The 17,610-nt window shown below is 49.1% G+C and carries 14 protein-coding genes; 8 read left to right on the top strand and 6 right to left on the bottom strand.

Going from position 1 to position 17,610, the window contains the following annotated elements; translation table 11 throughout:
- Nucleotides 1-19 precede the first annotated feature (19 nt).
- The 6 genes from AB432_RS29640 (at nucleotide 20) to AB432_RS29615 (ending at nucleotide 10,725) form a co-directional block, all read left to right on the top strand.
- On the top strand, nucleotides 20-1,051 hold the full coding sequence (locus tag AB432_RS29640) for an ABC transporter ATP-binding protein (RefSeq protein ID WP_048035364.1): 1,032 nt from the start codon (nucleotides 20-22) through the stop codon (nucleotides 1,049-1,051).
- Nucleotides 1,052-1,065: 14 nt separating this feature from the next.
- Nucleotides 1,066-2,766 (top strand): putative 2-aminoethylphosphonate ABC transporter permease subunit, encoded by a 1,701-nt coding sequence (locus tag AB432_RS29635; protein WP_048035363.1) that lies wholly within the window; start codon nucleotides 1,066-1,068, stop codon nucleotides 2,764-2,766.
- 40 nt (nucleotides 2,767-2,806) lie between these two features.
- Complete coding sequence (locus AB432_RS29630; protein WP_048035362.1) at nucleotides 2,807-3,589, top strand: HAD family hydrolase; 783 nt, start codon at nucleotides 2,807-2,809, stop codon at nucleotides 3,587-3,589.
- The gene (locus tag AB432_RS29625) at nucleotides 3,582-3,923 is read left to right on the top strand and encodes a DMT family transporter (RefSeq protein ID WP_048035361.1); all 342 of its coding nucleotides are present in this window, start codon (nucleotides 3,582-3,584) and stop codon (nucleotides 3,921-3,923) included. Before AB432_RS29630 ends, AB432_RS29625 begins: the two co-directional genes overlap by 8 nt.
- A 52-nt stretch (nucleotides 3,924-3,975) precedes the next feature.
- Nucleotides 3,976-7,872, top strand: a complete 3,897-nt coding sequence (locus AB432_RS29620; RefSeq protein ID WP_048035360.1) for a metallophosphoesterase — start codon at nucleotides 3,976-3,978, stop codon at nucleotides 7,870-7,872.
- A 177-nt stretch (nucleotides 7,873-8,049) separates the two neighbouring features.
- Nucleotides 8,050-10,725 (top strand): YhgE/Pip domain-containing protein, encoded by a 2,676-nt coding sequence (locus AB432_RS29615; RefSeq protein ID WP_048035359.1) that lies wholly within the window; start codon nucleotides 8,050-8,052, stop codon nucleotides 10,723-10,725.
- 69 nt (nucleotides 10,726-10,794) lie between these two features.
- Here AB432_RS29615 and AB432_RS29610 read toward each other — a convergent pair whose 3' ends face one another.
- Complete coding sequence (locus AB432_RS29610) at nucleotides 10,795-11,199, bottom strand: YybH family protein (protein ID WP_048035358.1); 405 nt, start codon at nucleotides 11,197-11,199, stop codon at nucleotides 10,795-10,797.
- Nucleotides 11,200-11,319: 120 nt separating this feature from the next.
- Here AB432_RS29610 and AB432_RS29605 point away from each other — a divergent pair, with 120 nt between their 5' ends.
- A complete protein-coding gene (locus AB432_RS29605) occupies nucleotides 11,320-11,670 on the top strand; it encodes a winged helix-turn-helix transcriptional regulator (protein WP_048035357.1) in 351 nt (116 codons plus the stop codon).
- Nucleotides 11,671-11,712: 42 nt separating this feature from the next.
- Here AB432_RS29605 and AB432_RS29600 read toward each other — a convergent pair whose 3' ends face one another.
- On the bottom strand, nucleotides 11,713-13,104 hold the full coding sequence (locus AB432_RS29600) for an MFS transporter (protein ID WP_048035356.1): 1,392 nt from the start codon (nucleotides 13,102-13,104) through the stop codon (nucleotides 11,713-11,715).
- Between the two features lie 109 nt (nucleotides 13,105-13,213).
- Nucleotides 13,214-13,639: a MarR family winged helix-turn-helix transcriptional regulator gene (locus tag AB432_RS29595; RefSeq protein ID WP_048035355.1), complete on the bottom strand. Its 426-nt coding sequence runs from the start codon at nucleotides 13,637-13,639 to the stop codon at nucleotides 13,214-13,216.
- A 170-nt stretch (nucleotides 13,640-13,809) separates the two neighbouring features.
- Here AB432_RS29595 and AB432_RS29590 point away from each other — a divergent pair, with 170 nt between their 5' ends.
- Nucleotides 13,810-14,463 (top strand): hypothetical protein, encoded by a 654-nt coding sequence (locus tag AB432_RS29590; protein WP_048035354.1) that lies wholly within the window; start codon nucleotides 13,810-13,812, stop codon nucleotides 14,461-14,463.
- Nucleotides 14,464-14,517: 54 nt separating this feature from the next.
- Here the strand turns inward: AB432_RS29590 and AB432_RS29585 are convergent, their stop codons facing one another.
- Genes AB432_RS29585 through AB432_RS29575 form a run of 3 tightly spaced genes read right to left on the bottom strand, consistent with a single transcriptional unit; the run spans nucleotide 14,518 to nucleotide 17,609 of the window.
- Nucleotides 14,518-16,167, bottom strand: a complete 1,650-nt coding sequence (locus tag AB432_RS29585) for a M20/M25/M40 family metallo-hydrolase (RefSeq protein WP_048035353.1) — start codon at nucleotides 16,165-16,167, stop codon at nucleotides 14,518-14,520.
- Between the two features lie 21 nt (nucleotides 16,168-16,188).
- A complete protein-coding gene (locus AB432_RS29580) occupies nucleotides 16,189-16,911 on the bottom strand; it encodes an amino acid ABC transporter ATP-binding protein (RefSeq protein WP_048035352.1) in 723 nt (240 codons plus the stop codon).
- Nucleotides 16,908-17,609 carry an amino acid ABC transporter permease gene (locus AB432_RS29575; RefSeq protein WP_048035351.1) on the bottom strand — a complete coding sequence of 234 codons (702 nt, stop codon included), beginning with the start codon at nucleotides 17,607-17,609 and terminating at the stop codon, nucleotides 16,908-16,910. Before AB432_RS29575 ends, AB432_RS29580 begins: the two co-directional genes overlap by 4 nt.
- Between the last annotated feature and the right edge of the window lies 1 nt (nucleotide 17,610).

The raw sequence follows: 17,610 nt of genomic DNA, 5'->3' as shown, positions 1-17,610 counted from the left end.
GAATAAAGGGGCATTTGTGATGGAGCAAGGCTATTTGTCATTACGCAATCTCGCCAAGCGATTCGGGAAGCACACAGCGCTTCAGGACATTCAACTGGACATTGCCAAGAATGAATTCATCTGTCTGCTCGGACCGAGCGGCTGCGGTAAAACAACGTTGTTGCGCATCCTCGCAGGACTGGAAAAAGCGGATCAAGGGAGCGTCGTCATAGCCGGGAAAGACATTACCTCGCTGCCAGCAGGGAAACGGAATTTTGGCATGATGTTTCAATCATACGCTTTGTTTCCGAATTTGACGGTCAGTGAAAACATTGCTTACGGATTGCGTAATCGCTTCTCCAAGGCACAAATTGCTGATCGGGTAGAGGAAATGCTTCAACTGGTTGAGCTGGTAGAACACCGCAACAAAGTCCCGGCTCAATTATCAGGAGGGCAGCAGCAGCGGGTAGCGCTGGCGAGGGCCTTGGCGTTTTCGCCGGACTGCTTGCTATTGGACGAGCCATTATCTGCGCTGGACGCCAAGGTTCGTACCAAACTCAGGAACGAAATTCGTCGGCTCCATCATCAATTCGGGATGACGACGATTATGGTGACGCACGATCAGGAGGAAGCGTTGACGATGGCGGATCGCATCGTGGTGATGAACCAGTCGCGCATCATTCAGGTCGGTACGCCAAAAGAAGTGTACGAGCGTCCCAAAACGCCATTTGTCGCTGATTTTATCGGAGCTATCAGCTTTATCCGGTCGGATAAGCATTCGGAACAGGCTATGCTCGCCATCCGCCCGGAACATGTCCAGTTGCTGCGTGACGGTCATGAAAAAGGCAGACAAGGGATCGTGCGCGAGCTGGAATATCGCGGTACGCATTATCGGATTGTGGCAGAGTTGATCGGTCCACAAGGTACGTTGTTGCAACAGTTTGTCACGATTGATGTCCCGGCACATGCTATGGTGTCTCATCATGTTTGGCCGGATCAAAAAATTGCCTTCACTCTGCCGCCAGAGCATGTCATCCGTTTTGATGATACGGCAGACCTGGCTGTTGGCTAAGGAGCGTACACGATATGGACACCTGGTTAAAACGAATACGCCCTGATGCCAACCAATGGAGCCAAAACGCGATCATCGTCTGCATGACCATCGCGCTGTTGTTCGCCATCCTGCTGCCGCTTGGTGAGCTGGTAATCAAGGCAGTTACGGATCAGGACGGAAACTTCATTGGGATCATGCACTTTGCGAATTACTTCTCGACCCCGGCCCTCGTGATGTCATTGTGGAATTCCATTAAGGTGTCGACGGTCACGACGATTATTGCCGTTACGCTAGGCTTCGGATTTGCTTACGCACTGGAGAGAAGTGCGATTCGCGGCAAATGGTTTTATCGGTCTGTTGCGCTCTTGCCGCTATTCGCACCCTCTATGCTGCACGGCTTGGCGCTCACCTACTTGTTTGGCAATCAAGGTCTGATTTCTACCGGATTTTTTGGTCTGTTGCCGGAATTCCGCATAGAGCTCTACGGGCCTATCGGGATTGTGATGGCGGAAGTACTCTATACGTTTCCGCAGGCGTTTCTGATGCTGTCTGTGGCACTCGCAAGTGCAGATTACCGGATGTATGAAGCGGCAGAGACGCTCGGGGCGTCCAAGTGGCGCAGATTTTGGACGGTTACGGTACCGGGTACGAGGTTTGCGCTGATCAGTGCCATTTTTGTCTGCTTCGTCTTGACCTTTACCGACTTCGGGGCTCCCAAAGTGGTCGGCGGGCAGTATAACGTGCTGGCGACAGATTTGTACAAGCAGGTTATCGGGCAACAAAACATGCAAATGGGTGCGGCAGTTGGGGTGCTGCTGTTGATACCGGCTGTGATTTCATTCGTGATCGATCGCATCTCCCAGCGTAAACAGAGCGGTTGGTTGAGCGCGAAGTCCATCCCTTACCGAATTGAACGCAACAAACTGCGTGATGGGTTGTTTTACGTGCTTTGCTCCGCCGTGTCCGCTGTAATTATTAGCATGATCCTGGTTGCTATTTACGGCTCCCTTGTAAAAGTGTGGCCGTATAATCTATCCATTTCCTTTGCGCACTACGAAGACTTTTTGGATAGTGAAGGACCGTTTGTGACGAGCTTGCTTATCGCGTTTGCCACGGCTTTGATGGGCACAGTCGCTACTTTTTTGTTCGCGTATCTCATCGAGAAGTCACGCGGGCATCGTCTGCTGCGTCAGTCAGCGTATTTTCTGTCCATGCTGCCGCTTGCATTGCCAGGACTCGTGCTCGGTTTGATCTACGTATTCTTTTTCAACAATCCGAATCAACCGCTGCACGGCATTTACGGCACGATTTGGATCGTCATTTTGTGTAACATCGTTCACTTCTACTCGGTTTCCTTCCTGACGATGACGTCCGGTCTGAAGAAGCTGGATAGCGAGTTCGAGGCTGCATCGGAATCGATGAATGTGCCTTGGTATCGGACATTGCTGCGCGTTACAGTTCCGCTGTCATTGCCGACGATTTTGGAGGTGTTCCTCTACTATTTCATCAACAGCATGGTGACAGTCTCGGCCATTATTTTCTTGTATGCCCCAGACCTGAAACCGGCTGCCGTTGCGATTGTGAATAAGGAGGACTCAGGCGATATCGCGCAAGCTGCTGCGATGTCTACGTTAATCATCGTAGCGAATCTGCTGGTACGTACCGCGATCATGTGGATTTCAGGCAAGATTCAGAAAAGAACGGATGCGCTTCTTGTCAGGACGAAAGAGTAGAGCCAAATCCGATTCAAAATGGAATGCAGGTGGAAAAAAGATGCCCGACTTACTTGTTAACAACAAGAGATATACGGTCAAAGCGATTTTGTTCGATAAGGATGGTACTTTGCTGGAGTTTGTGCGGCTCTGGGGGTACTGGAGCGAATCCGTACATCGTCATTTTGCCAGCCAGCTACCGCAGCCGAGCCAGATCGCTCCTCTTGCAGAGCTGTGGGGAACTGTTCACGACGAAGACGGGCACGTATGCGACTACAGCATCAATGGTCCGTTAGCGATGGGCTCGACTGGCGATTTGCTTGCGATCCTGGCATGGCAGGGATATCGTCAGGGACTATCGTGGGGAGAATCCATGCGACTCGCTAGAGAGTGCAAGGACCGAGCTTATCAGGATATGGAGCAGACTCGTCCTGCCTATCCCATTGGGGGGCTGATCCCGTTCCTCGAACAATGTCGCGACCACGGCATGTTTATGGGGATTGTAACCGCAGACGAAACAGAGGAAGCGATCAAGCATATGGAATGGATGGGCATTCGCTCTTATTTTCCAGTCATTATCGGGAATGATCAGGTAGAGCGTGGCAAGCCTTATCCGGACATGGTGCTAAAAGCTTGTACCCAATTGGGCTTGAAGCCGAGAGAGGTCGCTGTTATCGGTGATACGAGCGGCGACATACGCATGGGGAAAAGTGCAGGGGTCTTGGTGACCATTGGCATTGTGAGCAAGGAAGACTCGTCTGACCGTATGCAAATCCTGGAGGAAGCAGAAGCGGTGATTTCCTCCTATGCGCAACTGAAGGTTGAGGCATCGCGGCATGAATGAGGGGATCGGGTGGGGATGGGTTCTCCTCGCATTCGCTATTCTGTTGGAGCTAGCAGGTACGACTTCGATGAAGCTATCTGCGGGCTTTACCAAGCTGTGGCCATCCATTCTGATGTTTCTGTTGTACGGTGCCAGCTTTACTCTGCTTAATTTCGCACTCAGCTATATACAGGTCGGAGTCGCTTATGCGATCTGGTCTGGTGTCGGGATTGTTTTAATTACATTCGTCAGTATTTTCTTATTCAAAGAAATGATCAATCTTCAGCAAATGCTCTGGATGTCACTCATTGTGATTGGTGTCATTGGTCTGAAAGTCAGCAGCAAGGTCGTGTAAAAATCATCAGTCGGACTCTATCAATCTGATCGAAATGAGGTGTGCGTTTATTATGAAAGTGATAAACAAAACGATGTCAATGGTACTGGGTGTTACGGTTGCCTTCATGGGAATGACTCAACCTTTTATGATCCAAGGCGTTCAGGCAGCAGGAGAGCAAACCGTCACGATGGACAAGCAAACCTATTTGTATGGTCAACCGATTTCCTTGGCGTATACAGGAGCTTCTCTGAAGGATTGGATCGGACTGTATAAAGCAGGTGCCATTCCACAGGGAAGCAATCCTTCTCTCACTTGGCAATACACGAGTGCAAACGGTCAGCCAAATGGTGCGATGAGCTTTACGAAGTCATTGCCAGCAGGTGAGTACGAGGCACTGTACATGCAAAATGACGGCTACAACATTTTTCAGCGGGCTCCTTTTTCGATCATTACCTTGAATCCTCCTGCGGGCATTACTTTTGTCGATACAGATGACGATGCAGACCAGATCGCAGGCGATGTGAAAATCAAAATCCCTGCCGATCCTGCGAATGTGACTCATTACAATCTGTACTGGGGAAATGATGTCGGAAAGCTGCCAGGAGAGCCGATTATCGCACAAGTGCAGCCTCCAACTATGCCTGGTGAAACGTATGCGACCTATACAATCCCAGCTAACACGGTCATTCCAAAGGGCGCGACGAAGCTCCTCGCTTACTCGGATTCAACTGCGGGTGAAACGACTGCGAGCGCAGAGTTTACGATCCCGGGAATGGTGAAAGAGAAGCCATTGGTCAGCTTTGAAGTCATCACTGACATGCATGTGCAAACCAGCAAGGATCACGTTCATAATAAAAACCTCGAAGATGCCTTCAAAGATATGATTGCGCTGAATCCGGACAGTGACGGTCTCATGACCATCGGGGACAATACGGAGAACGGAACCGAAGCGCAATATATGGAGCTGGCCCGGATTTTTAACATGTACAAGGACCAACTCCCGGAAACGTATTTTGTGCAAGGGAACCACGATGTTCGCTGGGGGGACTGGACGCAATTTTCCGAGCTGTTCCACAAGTACACCAACATGAAGTCTAGCTACTACAATGTATGGATTAATGGCTACCAATTCATTTTCCTGGGCACGGAAAAAGGGTTAAAGGACTACTCGTACTTATCAGAAGCACAGTTGAAATGGCTGGACGAAAAACTGTCCGAGTCTGGGGGCAAGCCGACCTTCATCTTCCACCATCAACCGTTGAAAAATACGGTAGCAGGTGCGAACGTTGGCTATCTCAAAAGCAATTACTGGTATGGTGTCAGACAGGATAAGGAAATGAAGACGATCTTGTCCAAGCATCCAGGGGCCTTCCTGTTCAGCGGACATACGCACTGGGAGCTGGGTGCGAAGGATACGATGTACAACGCCAAATACGCTACGATGTTTAATGCGGGCGCTACCTCTTATTTGTGGACAGACGCCAATACAGGCAAGGACGGAAGCCAAGGCTTTTTCGTGGAAGTGTACGAAGATAAAGTGCTGGTAAAAGGAAGAGATTTTAAAAACGACACATGGATCGCCAATGCGCAATTCGAAATCGATCTTTCCGAGAAAATACCAGTGGTAGACCCGGCTACCGACCCGGATTTGACCATCAGCAATCCTACCGTTCATATGGTCAAAGAAAAATATCTGCCAACAGAAGCTGTTGAGGTTGCTTATACCAGCTCTGTACTAGAAGACTGGATCGGTATTTTCCCTGTAGGAACCAAGCTCGGGAAAAATGTTAAACCAATCGCGATGCAAAAAACGAAAAGCGTCAAGCAGCCGGATGGAACGATTTCGTTCAAGGATTTGAATTTGGCTCCTGGCAAGTACGATGCCGTTTATGTCGGGGAAGCAGAGTATCGAACAGATAACGACAATCTGGAGCTGGGCCGCGTCACCTTTACTATTATCGATGAGACGCAGGCACAAGCACCACAGGCGGTATCCTTCACCGATGCGGACACGAACAAGGGCGTGATTGGCGGGGATGTCACGATCACTCCTGTGGCAAATGAAACGAACATTGACGAGTATGTACTTTACTGGGGCAGCGATGAAGGCAAGCTGTCCGGGCAATCTGCAATCGCATCTGTAGCCAAGACAGGCGATAAGGTCGTCTACGCGATCCCGAATGGTACGGCGATCCCAAATGGCGCGACGAAAATTCTCGCTTTCTCCAAGCAAAAGGACACAGAGTCTGAGGACTTTGCCCAAACAGCTCTGAAGGATGCTTTTACCCAAGTACCACCAGTCACACCACCAGTAGAACCGCCTGTCCTCACGCCAGATGAGCAGTTGCGCCAAGCCAATCGCGCTGCTGCTGAGGTGATTAAGAATGCGACAGATGAAGATGTAGTAGAGAAGCAAGCAGAGAATGCGATCAAGCAATTGTCCAAGCTGATCAAGGACGACCAGCTCAGTGATTCTACGCATCTTGCTTTGGTTTCCGACGCAACGAATACTGTGTTGGCCGCAATGGTTTCCAAATGGAAAGAGGATATCATCGATGAGGATCAAGTGTTAGAACAGACCTACTCGTTGTTGAAGGATGCTTTCTTGCCAGTGGTAGATGAGATCGAGAAAAACGATCAAGAACAATGGGAGCAAGCAGTCAAAGTCATGGCTCATGTAGCAGAGACGACGATTGCCAAGCTGGATAAAGACGATCTCTCTGGAAAATGGGTGAAAAAGCTGAAAGAACCGATCGCGGAGCTTTTGACACAAGTCAGCACAATCGAAGCAGACGATAGCGAAAATACGGAGAAGGTAGTCGCTCAGATCGAACGTTTTGCCCAAGCAGTAGAGACACTTGAGACAGCACTGGACGAGCAAGCATCACTGTTTGGTTTGGAGAAGACAATCGAGATTCGCATGGACGGTACTCGTCATGAAGTGCGTGCAGCGAGAAAATCGAAGGAAGAAGAAAAATCTTCGCTGACACTAAGTGGTGATATCGTAGATGCATTGGCACAAAAACAAATCAATGTAGCCTTGGTGAACAAGGATGACGCAGGTGTGTGGCTGTCCAGCGAGCTTCTCGCAGAGCATGACGGTGCGGATATCCACGTCGAGATATCGAAGCCGGAAGACATCAAAAAGCCTTCGAAATCGGGCAATGCCAGCGACATGTACGAAGTTCGCCTGGAAGCAGACAACAAGGAATTGAAGCGCTTTGACAGCGAGACTGTCCGCATGATTTTGCCTTACGAGAAAAAGGATAAATATTTGACGGCTCATCATTATGATGAAGCGGAGAAAGAATGGAGCAGCCTCAAGACTTCCAAAGGAAAAACAGTAGAGGTTATCAAAACGGGGGACCGCGCAAGCTTTGATATCGAAAAGCCAGGTATCTACATGGTAGCGAGTGCAGGTCTGCAAAGCGTGAGAGTTACGCCAAGCAAAGCAACACTGTTGCCAGGAGAGAATCTCCAGCTTCAAGTAACAGGATCGTTCTCGAACCGCACCAGGCAGGATCTGACCGATGGCGAGAGCGGAACGGTTTATGAATCTGACAACGATAGCGTCACTGTTGATGAAAACGGCTTGATTGAGGTTTCCGAGGATGCGCGACCGGGCAAGAAATTTACAGTCAAGGTGACAAACGGAGAAAAATCGTCCAAAGTGACCTTCTCGATTGCGGAAATCAAAAGTATCAATCTATCCACCAAAAAGAGTTCAGTGAAGCCTGGTGATACGGTTCAAATGATCGTGTGGGCTAACATGACAGACCGCAGTGGACGAGAAATGACTAAGGAAAGCACAGGAACAACTTACCATGTAGTAGAGGAAGAATATGCGGTGATTAGCGAGGATGGTCTGGTAACAGTTCATGAGGATGCACCAGAAAAAACCACGTTGACGATTGTTGCACAGAACGATGGTCATACGAGCGAGTACAAGTTAAAAGTGAGAAAATAGAGGTACCGATTTACTAGGAAAAGCCCGACCAGTGATGGTTGGGCTTTTTTCCATTATAAATTGGCGTGCAGCAGATCATGCTACTACTGACAGCTCATTCCCGACCATTTCCTTTCATGGTAAACTGTCATGTAAGTGTCATGCTTCATCCATTCTTTCCTACCAGGTGGTACATACATGCGGTCTATATGGAAGATTTACAAAACGGACTGGATTAACATTTTCAAGGTCCCAACCGGGATTTTTCTGATCATCGCCATCATTCTCCTGCCTTGTTTATACGACTGGATCAACATCAAATCAGTATGGGACCCTTACGCCAATACGCAAGGTGTCAAGGTGGCGGTGACAAGCGAGGATCAGGGAGCCACGGTTGGTGATCAAAAGGTCAACATCGGAGACGAGCTCGTAAAAAGCTTGCATAACAACCAGAAACTAGGGTGGACCTTTGTGGATAAAGAAGAGGCCAGACGGGGAGTGGAGCGGGGCGATTACTATGCCAGCATCCTGATCCCGGCTGATTTTTCCACAAAGATCACCGGAATTGTCCATGGCAACCTGAACAAGCCCGAAGTGATCTATACAGTCAATGAAAAAGTGAACGCCGTCGCACCTAAAATCACCTCGTCAGGTGTTTCAGCGATTGCCAAGCAGATCAACGAGAGTTTTACGGAAAGCGTCAGTGAAGCTTTGCTGACGAAGCTTACAGAGATCGGCATTAAAATTGAAGAGCAATTGCCGACCATCCGCAAAATCGAGAGTGGCGTTTTCCAACTGGAAAAGAACCTACCCGAGATTCGTGCCGCAGGGCAAAAAGTATTGGAGATTGAACAGAAACTTCCTGAGATTCACGAGAAAGCGCAGATCATTCTGGAAGTGGAAAAAAGAATCCCCGAGATCAATCAAGCTGGGCAGGCCGTGCTCAAAATTCAGCAAAACTGGCCGAAAATCAATGAAGCGGCGTCTGTCATTATCGCGATGGAAGACAAGCTGCCGGTAATTGAGCAAGCCGTTGGACGAATGGAAGAGCTGGATCAAAATTTTGATAAAGTCGCAAACGCCGTGACTACGGCCACAGAAAAAGCGAATAAGGCTATTGAGATCGTTTCGGCTGCGCAACAAGCGTTGCCGCGTATCGCTGATCTGACTGATAAGGGCGCGGCTGTTGCCGATCAGCTCAATGACTTTTTTGCGAAGCATGATGGTGCCTTTGAAACGATTGCACCGCTGATCAAGCAAAATCTCATCTTAGCTCAGCAAGCATCGGATGCGCTCACACAACTCACAGACAGGCTGTTGCAAATCAATCCGGATCGCCTGCCTACTGCGAGTGAGGTAAATGCCGTAAAAGACAGGTTATCCAGAGCTGTGAATGTTCTGGGGCATACCGCATCGCTTGTAGAGAAAGTAAATAGTTATATTCCTGGACAGCCATTGAGTCATTTCACAGAGAGGCTGCGCACGATTGAGAACAGAATGAACCGGCAAATCGAGATTCTCGGCATGATTGCAAGCGCGCTGGAAAACGGCAAGCAGCCAGCGAAAGATTTGGTGGAGAGCTTGAATCAGCTCTCGAAAAACACCAGCGCGGAATTGGGAGACATTCTGTCCCGTTACGATAGTGAAATCGTCCCGAAAATATCCGAGGGCATTGATAGGCTGAAGGTGATCACAGGAGAATCCGCCGATCTACTGCATAAGGCCCAAGAAAAACTTCCGGATATCGAAGCGATTCTCCAAGAGACAAAAACGGGCTTGGAGCTGGGATTGGCAGAATTGAAACGAATCCAGCAGGAGATGCCGCAAATACGGGCGCAAGTCCACGAGCTGGCCCAAACGCTCCGAAGCAAGTCGGATGCTTTTGCAAATGCCATTCGCGTAGCAGCGCCATTCCTGAAGGGGAATCTTCCTACAATTGGGAAAAAGCTCGACGAGGCAGCGGCATTTGTCCAGAACGATCTGCCCAAAGCGGAGGCGGATTTGACCAAGCTGGCTGATTTTGTGCGCTACAAGCTCCCGGAGGTGGAGGCAGGAGTCCACAGAGTTGCTGCATTGGTTCGCGATGATCTGCCTAAGCTGGAGAGTGCCATTGGGCAAGCAGCAGACAAGCTGAGAGAGGTCGAGGCGAACAACAACTTCGCCGACCTTGCCAAGCTATTGCGCGGCGACATTAAAAAAGAGAGCGAATTCCTCGCAAGTCCCGTGCAGATCAAGGAAAACCGCCTCTACCCGATACCGAATTATGGTTCAGCCATGTCACCGTTTTACGGTGTGCTCTCTCTTTGGGTAGGTGCGACCTTGTTGATTTCCTTGCTGAAGCCGAATGCGGAAAATCCAGACGGAGTGTACAAGCCGTATCAGTTGTACCTGGGTCGCTTGGGAACTTTTGCGACCATCGGGCTGCTTCAGGCGTTGTTCGTCACGCTCGGTGATATTTACATTCTGGGGGCCTATGTAGCGGATAAAGCTCCGTTTGTGTTATTCGGTATGCTGATCAGCCTGGTGTTCGTCACGATTACGTACACGCTGGTGTCCGTGTTCGGCAACGTGGGTAAAGGCATAGCGATCATCTTCATGGTTTTCCAATTCTCCAGTTCGGGGGGCACGTTCCCGATCAGCATGACTTCACCGTTTTTCCAAGCACTGAACCCATACATGCCTTTCACGTATGCAATCAGCCTGTTGCGTGAAGGGGTGGGCGGCATCCTCTGGGAAACGGCGATCCGGGATATACTCGTACTATTCGGCTTTATCGGTATCAGCCTGTTTGTGGCGCTCGTGCTGAAGCGTCCGTTGAGCGGAATCATTGAAAAGTCGATGGAGAATGCGAAGAAGACCAAGATTATTGGGTAAAGGATACACGGATATAGTTGTACAAATTGGTAAGAGGACACCTACTGCTGGTGCCCTCATCTTTTTTTATTAGATAGGCTGATTCACGCCAAATGGATGATCGACAACATACAGCCAACTACCATCTGGCTGCTTTCGTACGATTTCAGAGGTGTGCCCTTCTATTTTCATGGCATTGCCTGCGTCATCTGTGGTATGAATGATAAAGTGAGCCCGTAATAAAGCAATATTTTCAAACGGAATACAAAATACATTGGTGGAAACCATCTTACCTTGTACTTGGAGTAATTGCTCCAGTTTTTGGCGGATTGGCTCGATTCCTTGGCTCTGCTCGTTGTCTTGCGTAATGAGGATAGCCTGCGGTTCATAGAGAGTAAGAAGATTCATGATGTCCCCGGAATTGAACGCTTCTGCGAAGGCAGGGTTCATATCTTCCGGGTTTATGACTGGTTGAATGCGTTGAGAAAATGGCATAGGAACGCTCCTTTTTGGCATCGTTAAGCTGCCTGTTAAGCATAGCTCGAGGCAATCAGAGCGAAAAGTACGCACAAAAAAATGACCTAGTCATAAAAAGCTGACTATTGGGAGGTCGAGATGCCGTATCAAGATGACCAGTTTGGATGTCCTGTCGAGGTAGGCCTCCATTTGATGAGTGGAAAATGGAAGCCTCGCATTATTTATGAACTGCTCAAGGACAAGAGACGATTTGGAGAATTGCAAAGGTTGATCCCGGGAGTATCGCGACAAGTGCTCACCGTGCAGTTGCGAGAACTGGAAAACAGCGAAATCATTGCACGACATGTGTACCCGACCGTGCCGCCAAAAGTAGAATACTCGTTAACGGACTTTGGCAAAAGCTTGGCTCCCATCTTGGAGCAGATGATAGGAGTCGGAGAACAGTACATATCCAGACAAAAAAAGAAAGACATGCCACCTGAAAAATAAGAATAGGAGGCATATCCTTTCTACACGAGTAAAGGACACCTTTTAAGGTGTCCGTTTTTCTTGAACAGGTACGGAACGAGTCGCCAGTCGGGCAGCAGATGCCAGCCCGAGTAGAACGATGAACGTCTGAAGGAGCAGGGAAACGGTAATACCAACAGAAAGTGCAAACGCAAAGGAGGTCATCACAGATATGATAGCTCCTCCCACGCCAATGACAATCGCTGGTGTGAACGTATCAGCGATAGATATTTCAGCAGATACTTTTCCTTCTTCACCAGGCTTTGCAAGAGAAAACGCAATGGCACCGCTTGTCGGGTGAGCCAAACCGATTCCGAAGCCCATAATGATCTGGCTAACAATCGCAACCACGATACCGAAAAGGTCTTGTTGAATCAACGTCAGCGGTACAGTGCAAGCGACTCCGATGAGCATAATGACGAGACCGATGATGATTCGTTTTTTTCGACCGGCCCCTTGGTCTTTTTTGTCCAGCTTTGCTTGTACATTGGCTGCCAGCGACCAACTGATTGCTGCCGAGGCAACCGCTAAACCAGCTTTGTCCGCGGTTAATCCTAGAATCGAAGTAAGTCCCAGGACGAGATACGTTTGTGTGCCGTAATAGGCAGCGACAAAAAGCCCCCGGGACGCGATGACAGCAGGTAAGCCTGGACGTGCGAGGAGCGTTCCTTTAGGCATCAGCTTATACAATGGGACACTAAGGGTGAGCAAACCCGCGATGGATAACAGGAAACCGTAGGTCGAGGGAATTTTGCCGAGTCCAAAAAGCAAGGCACCAGTCCCTAGGGCCAAGAAAAAAGGCAGAAGAAGACTACGATTGTTGGCCGCGCTTGCTTTTGGCGGCTGTAAGCCTCGGAAAGAGGGGGTGGTTAAGAGTGCAGACAGAAAGATAAAGGGAAGGATCAACCAGAAGACATATCTCCACGACAACTGTTCGGTAATAATCCCGGCAACATACGGTCCGAACAGGCCTGGAAGGATATAAGCGCTGGAGAAGACAGCAAGAATCTGTGGGCGAAGGGAATCAGGGTAACGCAAAGTAATCATGGTATACACGCAATTGACCAAGGCACCGGCTCCGAATCCTTGCATCACTCGCCCAAGCAGTAAAGTAAGCATGTCTGGCGCGATTGCAGCAACTACAATGCCAAGAGCAAAGAGCACGATCGTGACAATAAAAGGCTGGGCAGGCCCTTTTCTATCGACGAATTGACCTGTGACTACGGTTCCAATCAGTTGAGCCAACAAATAAGCGCTGAATACCCACCCATAAAGATCCTCACCCTGTAGCTCTCGGGAAAGACCGGGGGCGATTGTCGTGACAGCCAAGCCTTCAAATGCAGTAGCAGTCACCACAAGAATAATACCAATCGTCAACGCTCGGTAATGCGTGCTCCAAATCCCTTCTGTGCTCATTATTTTCACTCCTTATTTGTATATAGTTTGTTTTGAAAGTTGTTATAAAAACTGTTGCTACAACAACTAATTATATACAAAAAGTGACATCCTGCAATGGTTTTTATTTTTACAAGTTTTTTACGTTCTCATAAATGATATTGAGTGTTCTTCGAAATTGGTTCACTTCTTCTTCGGTCAATCCTGCAATGGTTTTCTCGTACGCTTCAATGGAGGGAGGAAGCACCTCGTCTTTTAAAAGTCGTCCTTTTTCCGTCAGATAGACACGAAGGGAGCGGCGATCCTTTTTATCTGTTTCGCGATGAATGAACCCTCTTTCTTCCATGAGAAAAAGCATCCGCGCTATATTCGTTTTATCCTTGTAGGTGCGATCTGCCAACTCGTTTTGGGTCAGACCTTCTTCTTCCCATAACACGACAAAAATCATCCACTGATCGATGGTGATGTTATACGGATTACATACTTTTTGGTAATAGTTGTTCAGTTTTAAATCCGTTCGTTTCACGATGACGCCGATATACTCATCCAATTTCATTGCGAAGCCTCCTAGGTTAGGCAGTCAGGGCAACTGTTGATAAGACAACTATAAGGATGGTTCCGACAAGTGTCAATTTGCAGGGCTGATATGTTGAACGCATGAAAAAGCCAAATTTGCTCAAAATAACAAGCGGGATTCACTACTTACCAAAAAAGGAGAAGGAATAGATGACTACAATGCTCAGGAAAGCAACATTGTTGATGATTTGCATGGCATTACTTGGTGTGCCGGGTATGGCAGCAGCCAAGGAATCACAAGGGAATGTACAGCAGGCAGAATGTATAAAGCCGAAAGAAGTAAAGCTTCAGGGTGATATGCGCAGGCTCTGGATCGACCATTTGCTGTGGGATCACACCTATATGGTCAGCGCCTTGGCAGGGCTGGAAGACAAAGACGCCGTACAGGCACGTCTCTTGAAAAACCAGGTGGATATCGGGAACGCAATCAAGCCGTATTACGGAGAGGAAGCAGGTAAAAAGCTTACCGAATTGCTGACGGCTCATATTACCATAGGCGGCAAAATCATTGACGCAGCTAAAAAAGGTGATCAGGCTGCTGTGGCAAAGCTCGATAAGGACTGGCACCGGAATGCGGATGAGATCGCCAAGTTCTTGAGCAGTGCCAACCCCAATTGGAACGAGAAAGAACTAAAAGAGATGATGTACACGCATCTGAAGCTACTCACTGATAATCTCCAGGCGAGATTGAAAAAAGACTGGGAAGCGGATATTGCTGCGTTTGATAAAGGTGAGGATCATATCATCTCATTCGCTGATGTGCTGACAGCAGGCATCATTAAGCAGTTCCCGAATCAGTTCTAACAACAATCCAAAAAAGTACGCCAGCTCCTGGTGCAATCCGAGCTGGCGTTTTTCTTATTTCAATAGACGCTTGATAATCTCGTTCGTCACAGAGGGAACCACTTCTGTCGAATACGTAATCTCCATCCGTTCAAAACGGTTATGCGCATCGTACCCATACGGACCGATGTTGATGCAAGGTACATTGATGTCCCGAATGTCCTGATACTCGACGTAATGCTTGCTGCCCCAGCTCGGGTTGTTCTCTTCGATCGCGAGAATGCCTTCCTCATCGTCTGAAAGCGCCACGCAGCTCATATCGCAAACGTACGGGAAAAAGTTGCGCGTCACGATTGGGTGTGCATAATCCGGCTGGACAGCCGCAACGGCTTGTTCCAATGCCTCTATCAAGTTTTGCTCCCGGTCGTCCTTGCCAACGAGTTCGATGCGGGGAGAGTAGAGTGAGGAATAGAACAAGATGATGGCGGGGCTTCTGTCCTTCATCCACTTGACCTCCTCCTCAACCACACGAGCTGAGAACATGCGTACATCCAAGGTTTTGTCTTGCAAAAGGGCCTCTTTAAACTGCTTCATGTGCGAGAGGAAGGCGTCCCCATGCTCGGCGATCAGCTCTTTTTTCATATCCTCGTAGATCAAAACTCGGGTCTTCCAAGGGAGTGGAGTCCAAGCTTGACCGCTCTTTTCACAGAAGCGGCGATGACGCTCACGCAACAGAGTCAGTGCGTTTTCGAAAGCGATCTCGGCTTGCTCCTTTAGTAGTGCCAAGACTTGTTTCGGAGACCAGGAATGGATGAAGAAATTGTAATAGACATAGGCTGACAGGGCGGTCTGGATCGTGTAGGTCGGCTTGAAGTCTGTCTGCTTCAAAGATACAGGCGGCACAGGTGTCTCGCCGTAGGCTTCGTCGCACAGGTCAGGATTGTAACTGATCTGGCGAGTCAGCTCTGCGGCGATAAAGTTGGGATCGAGTCCCTCAAAAGCAGAGCCCGCATGCGTCTCGTAGCCCGTGATATAAAAGGAGGGCAGCAGCTTGCCGACAGTACCCTTATAGATATAGCGATTCGGGTCCCCATCGTAGCGCGGGGCGACGAAGTCGGAGTTAATCAGCGCGATATAGTCAAAATTGTGCTCCTCCCGCCATTTTTTCAAGTTCTTCAAGGAGGAGAGGACGCCATGCGAGCTGTCTTCTTCGTCGCATTCGGCAAGCAGCATGAGATTGCCCGCCAGTTCTTCCGGGTGCTCGGAATAGTACTTCAGCAAGTAAACGTGGCTCGCTACGCCGCTTTTCATATCGAGCACGCCACGCCCAAAATGCCAATCACCTGACTCCAGCTGCTCACTCACCAGTGCAGGCAGTGGCTCGTTTTTCAAGGCGTCCATGAGTGCAGTTGGATGGCAGGCTTTGTCCTTCAGGTGGTTGTAATCCTCGATGCCGACCGTATCCGTGTGCCCCATTAAAATAACGGTTTTGGCGCTCGGCTCCTTGGTTCCTCTGACAAAAGCGAGGACGTTGTAGCGCTCCACCTCGTCGTTGACCGTGCGGGAGAGAATCAACTGATCTGGATGCTTTTGAAAATAGGGGAATGACTTCAGATGCTCGTATAGATGGGTAGCAACGGCGATTTCTCCGGTCGTGTTCACGATACTTTCAATGCTGACTAATTCATCGGTCAATTGCAGGATCGATTCACGGCTTTGTAGCATGGGTTCCACCTCGTCTTTGGCTTACAAAATTTGTTGTAAAAACCGCTTGGTACGTTCATGCTTTGGATTGGTGAAGAGCTCATGGGGATGGGCTTCTTCGACCATTTCTCCGTCCGCTAGCATAATGACTCGGTCAGCTACTTCGCGGGCAAAGCCCATTTCGTGCGTTACGACGACCATTGTCATGCCATCGCGGGCGAGGTCTTTCATTGTAGCGAGCACTTCGCCTACCAGCTCAGGGTCCAGGGCAGAAGTAGGCTCATCAAACAGCATGACATCCGGCTCCATCGCCAGAGCACGGGCAATCGCGACACGCTGCTTCTGCCCGCCGGAGAGCTGCTCGGGATAGGCGTTTGCTTTGTCTGTCAATCCGACGCGCCGTAATAGCTCCATGGCTTTTGCGGTCGCTTCCATCTTGGTTTTCCTTTTGACGTAGATCGGTGCTTCAATCACGTTTTCCAGCACGGTCATATGCGGGAACAGATTGAAATGCTGAAAAACCATGCCGACATGCTCGCGTACTTTGTTCAAGTCACTGTTTTTGACATCGATGACCTGATTGTTGATCTCGATATCACCTTTGTCTTTTATTTCCAGAAAGTTCAGACATCTCAATAGCGTGCTTTTCCCTGACCCACTCGCTCCGATCAGCACAACCACTTCTGATTTTTGAATCGACAGCGTGATGTTTTTAAGTACATGCAGGTTCCCGAATGACTTGGCCAGATTGCGTACCTTGATCATGCTGCCACCTCTTTTGGTTTTGGAGTGCTGACGGACGTCCTACCAGTATCGAGACGTTTTTCCACACGGTTTAAAAGAAAGGAAAAGATGGCGACGAGTGCGAGGTAATACAGTCCGACGACGAAATACGTTTCAAAAGGCATGAAGTTCTCTGCTTGTGCAGACAAGGCACGGTTAAACAGCTCTGTTACGGCAATGTACGCGACGAGTGAAGAGTCTTTCAGTCCGATGATGAATTGATTGCCAAGCGGCGGAATGGCACGTTTGAAGGCTTGTGGCAAAACAATTCGACGCATCGCCAGGCTATACGGCATCCCGAGCGAACGTGCTGCCTCCATCTGTCCACGGTCAATCGATTGGATGGCTCCCCGGAAAATCTCGGCAATGTAAGCGCCAGAGTGGATGCCAAGCGCGAGTGCCCCTGCCGTAAAGTCAGAGAGCACGATGACACTGGATATCCCGTAGTAGAGGAACATGAGCTGGACGATTAACGGCATGCCGCGCACGATAAAAATATAGGTGTCGGCCAGCTTTTGCAGGACGATAATCCCGGATACTTTGAAAAAGGCGAAGACGAGTCCGATCACAGAGGCCATCGCCAAGGATACAGCCGTGAGCGAAACGGTAATCCAAGCGGCCTCCAAAAAAGCTTTTCCATGAATCGTAAATATATCAATGATACTGGTTACAAAACCCATG

The sequence above is a fragment of the Brevibacillus brevis genome (genome assembly GCF_001039275.2).
GTDB lineage: Bacteria > Bacillota > Bacilli > Brevibacillales > Brevibacillaceae > Brevibacillus > Brevibacillus brevis_C.
Note: the sequence above shows the minus strand (reverse complement) of the source record. Positions and strands in the feature narration are given on the sequence as shown.

Coding starts and splice junctions, on each gene's coding strand:
- AB432_RS29630 (WP_048035362.1), top strand. CDS start 2,807: ATGCCCGACTTACTTGTTAACAACAAGAGATATACGGTCAAAGCGATT.
- AB432_RS29590 (WP_048035354.1), top strand. CDS start 13,810: ATGACTACAATGCTCAGGAAAGCAACATTGTTGATGATTTGCATGGCA.
- AB432_RS29610 (WP_048035358.1), bottom strand. CDS start 11,199: ATGCCATTTTCTCAACGCATTCAACCAGTCATAAACCCGGAAGATATG.
- AB432_RS29640 (WP_048035364.1), top strand. CDS start 20: ATGGAGCAAGGCTATTTGTCATTACGCAATCTCGCCAAGCGATTCGGG.
- AB432_RS29600 (WP_048035356.1), bottom strand. CDS start 13,104: ATGAGCACAGAAGGGATTTGGAGCACGCATTACCGAGCGTTGACGATT.
- AB432_RS29580 (WP_048035352.1), bottom strand. CDS start 16,911: ATGATCAAGGTACGCAATCTGGCCAAGTCATTCGGGAACCTGCATGTA.
- AB432_RS29635 (WP_048035363.1), top strand. CDS start 1,066: ATGGACACCTGGTTAAAACGAATACGCCCTGATGCCAACCAATGGAGC.
- AB432_RS29605 (WP_048035357.1), top strand. CDS start 11,320: ATGCCGTATCAAGATGACCAGTTTGGATGTCCTGTCGAGGTAGGCCTC.
- AB432_RS29615 (WP_048035359.1), top strand. CDS start 8,050: ATGCGGTCTATATGGAAGATTTACAAAACGGACTGGATTAACATTTTC.
- AB432_RS29625 (WP_048035361.1), top strand. CDS start 3,582: ATGAATGAGGGGATCGGGTGGGGATGGGTTCTCCTCGCATTCGCTATT.
- AB432_RS29585 (WP_048035353.1), bottom strand. CDS start 16,167: ATGCTACAAAGCCGTGAATCGATCCTGCAATTGACCGATGAATTAGTC.
- AB432_RS29595 (WP_048035355.1), bottom strand. CDS start 13,639: ATGAAATTGGATGAGTATATCGGCGTCATCGTGAAACGAACGGATTTA.
- AB432_RS29620 (WP_048035360.1), top strand. CDS start 3,976: ATGAAAGTGATAAACAAAACGATGTCAATGGTACTGGGTGTTACGGTT.
- AB432_RS29575 (WP_048035351.1), bottom strand. CDS start 17,609: ATGGGTTTTGTAACCAGTATCATTGATATATTTACGATTCATGGAAAA.